Source organism: Holdemanella porci, from assembly GCF_009696075.1.
Lineage (GTDB): Bacteria > Bacillota_I > Bacilli_A > Erysipelotrichales > Erysipelotrichaceae > Holdemanella > Holdemanella porci.
This window is the reverse complement of the sequence record NZ_VUMR01000094.1, coordinates 1-3,138: the sequence shown is the minus strand read 5'-3', so window position 1 is coordinate 3,138 and position 3,138 is coordinate 1. Positions and strand designations below refer to the sequence as shown.

Sequence of the window (3,138 nt, the reverse complement as noted above, 5' to 3'; positions counted from 1 at the left end):
AAAATGTCATTCAAATCATGACAGAGATGTAAATGCATCCATCAATATATTGATGCAAGGCATATTGGCAAATTAAACACAAAAACAACCGCAGGAACTGCGGGGATAGCTTGGTAAGAAAGGTTTCAATAGAAACCTGTTCCCAAGAATCTCGTCACTTCAGTGATGAGAGGTTCAAAGGAACATCCTTTGGTTCTGTGGCAACTATGGGTCTTGCGATGGTGGGAATTGCCGCTACAACAAGTATTCCCGTACCATTAGTTGTGGGTGCAGTTGTTTCTGGAGCGTGGTTAGGAGATAAGATGTCGCCTTTATCAGACACAACCAATTTAGCGAGTGGTGTAAGTAAAGTACCTTTATATGATCACATTCATTCTATGCAGTATACAACACTTCCTGCAGCTGTAGTCGCTATGATCTTATTTACAATTGCCGGCTTGTATTATAGTGGTGGAAGTATGGATCTTGCCCAACAAAAATTGATTTTAGACACATTATCTAAACATTTCAATATCAATATTCTATTGATTTTACCTGCCATTCTAGTTATTTTGACTTCTGTATTTAAATTACCTTCCTTATTAGGAATGGGCTTAGCTGTAGTTGTATCTGCTGCTTTTGCTATGGTATTTCAAGGGGTAAACTTTGTTGATTTAATGAACTATGCCTTTAATGGTTTCAGCATTGAAACAGGTGTATCCATTGTTGATCCTATGTTGAATCGTGGTGGTGTGCTTTCTATGTCTGAATTATTAGTGACATTTATGGTTGCCAGTGTAATGGGAGCTGTCATAACGTCTACTGGTATTTTGGATGTTTTGGCAAAAAATGTTCTTTTAAAATTTATCAAGAATCGTACAGTATTAGTATTTGTCACTTTAGTATATTGTTATGTCGTGAACTTCTTAACAGCTGGCGGACAAACAGTATCTATCATTGTAACAGAACAAACGTTTGAATCGACTTATGAAGATATGAATATTTCTCGTAAAGTATTATCTAGAACACTTGAAGATTCTGGTACATTGTCTGCACCCATCGTTCCTTGGGGTGTTGCGACAATTTATGTCATGGGCGTACTTGGATGCTCAACAGCTTATATTCCATACGCATGGTTTATCTTTATTGTTCCTATTTTCTCAATGATTTGTGCCATTACTGGGATTGGAATTTGGGATAAAGAAGAAAAGCCAGTTCGAAAATAAATGTTATACTTCTTTACTATCTTTTAGAATTAGTGTATAACTTAGATGTAAATAAAAAAAGGGAGCTTGTAGTACAGGCTGAGAGGAAAGTGTGACTTTCGACCTATAACCTGATTTGGATAATGCCAACGTAGGGAAATACTTTGTCTTTTTAGTGTGAGTATACCTATATTGGTTGCTCACTTTTTTTTGGTGGCAAAATGGGAGCACCACTTTTTGCCACGTTAAATAATCATTTGGAAAAGGAGATTTTAAAATGAACACAAATGAAAGTACAGTAAGTATAGGCGCTACATATACCACTCAGATGGACGCTGCGCGTAAGGGAATTATTACGCCAGAAATGAAGATTGTAGCCCAAAAAGAAAAAATGACAGAAGAAGAACTAAGAGAGTTAGTCGCATGTGGTAAGGTTGTAATTCCGGCCAATAAAAACCATAAATCTTTAAATCCTGAAGGTGTGGGAAGTATGTTACGCACAAAGATTAATGTAAACTTAGGGGTTTCTAGAGATTGCAAAGATTATGATGTCGAAATGGAAAAAGTTATGGCAGCCGTAAATCTTGGTGCAGAATCAATTATGGATTTATCGAGTCATGGAAATACACAACCATTCCGTCAAAAATTAACAGCTGAATGTCCAGCTATGATTGGTACTGTACCTGTATATGATAGTGTGATTCACTACCAAAGAGATTTAAATACATTAACCGCAAAGGATTTCTTAGATGTAGTCGAGTTACATGCCAAAGATGGTGTGGACTTTGTGACTTTGCATTGTGGAATCACAAGAAAGACGATTGATCAAATCAAAAAACACAAACGTAAAATGAATATTGTTTCTCGTGGAGGAAGTTTAGTCTTTGCGTGGATGTCAATGACAGGGGAAGAAAATCCATTCTATGAATATTATGATGAAATCTTGGATATCTGTGAAAAATATGATGTGACGATTTCTTTAGGAGATGCTTGTCGTCCTGGATGTTTAGCAGATGCCACGGATGTATGTCAAATTGAGGAATTGGTTCGTTTAGGAGAACTTACAAAACGTGCTTGGGAACATAACGTACAAGTTATTGTCGAAGGACCTGGACATGTTCCATTAAATCAGGTAGCTGCCAATATGCAGGTTCAGCAACAAATCTGTATGGGCGCTCCATTCTATGTATTAGGCCCATTAGTTACAGATATTGCACCTGGCTATGATCATATTACAGCGGCTATTGGTGGTGCGGTTGCAGCTATGTCAGGAGCAGCCTTCTTATGTTATGTAACACCGGCAGAACACTTGGCTTTACCAAATGTCGAAGATACAAAACAAGGAATCATTGCTTCTAAGATTGCAGCACATGCGGCTGATATTGCCAAAGGTGTCAAAGGAGCACGAGATATCGATGACAAGATGGCTGACGCAAGAAAGAATCTAGATTGGGATGCGCAATTTGAGTGTGCGCTAGATCCAGAAACCGCAAAAGCAATTCGTCAATCTCGTATGCCAGAAGATGATCATAGTGATACTTGTAGTATGTGTGGTAAATTTTGTGCTGTAAGAAGTATGAATAAAGCTCTATCTGGGGAGAATATCGATATTTTATAATGGTATTGTTTTACATAGTTTATATTTTTTAACAATTATTTGCAGAAATTAGTTGATGTTGTGTGTTTTTTATAAAAGTATGATATATTAAGAGTGTAACGTTTAAATGTTATATTCTCTCATAACATATGTTACTAAATTGGGCTTAGTGAGTATGTTATAATTAAACGTATTGAGAAGGGGTTATTTATGAGTGAGTCAGTTTTAAATTGGCTTAACAGATACATTGGTGACTTGTTAATATATTCGACATTAATAATGTCTATTTAAGAATTATTGTATAGGTGTAAACGAAAGAGAGACTACACTTATGACAAGAACTTCAAAATATTTAAA

2 protein-coding genes and 1 riboswitch are annotated in these 3,138 nt (G+C 36.3%); both genes read left to right on the top strand.

Annotated features, from left to right (window positions below):
- Window positions 1-206: 206 nt before the first annotated feature.
- Entirely contained in the window at window positions 207-1,205 is a 999-nt protein-coding gene (locus FYJ55_RS10370; RefSeq protein ID WP_229771165.1) for a Na+/H+ antiporter NhaC family protein, read from the top strand.
- A gap of 48 nt (window positions 1,206-1,253) precedes the next feature.
- Window positions 1,254-1,359, top strand: a riboswitch (TPP riboswitch).
- A 102-nt stretch (window positions 1,360-1,461) separates the two neighbouring features.
- The gene (gene thiC, locus FYJ55_RS10365; protein ID WP_154556757.1) at window positions 1,462-2,802 is read left to right on the top strand and encodes a phosphomethylpyrimidine synthase ThiC; all 1,341 of its coding nucleotides are present in this window, start codon (window positions 1,462-1,464) and stop codon (window positions 2,800-2,802) included.
- The last annotated feature ends 336 nt before the right edge of the window (window positions 2,803-3,138 follow it).

Excerpts from the sequence above, each read along its gene's own strand:
- thiC (WP_154556757.1), top strand. The coding sequence starts at position 1,462 with ATGAACACAAATGAAAGTACAGTAAGTATAGGCGCTACATATACCACT.
- FYJ55_RS10370 (WP_229771165.1), top strand. The coding sequence starts at position 207 with ATGGGTCTTGCGATGGTGGGAATTGCCGCTACAACAAGTATTCCCGTA.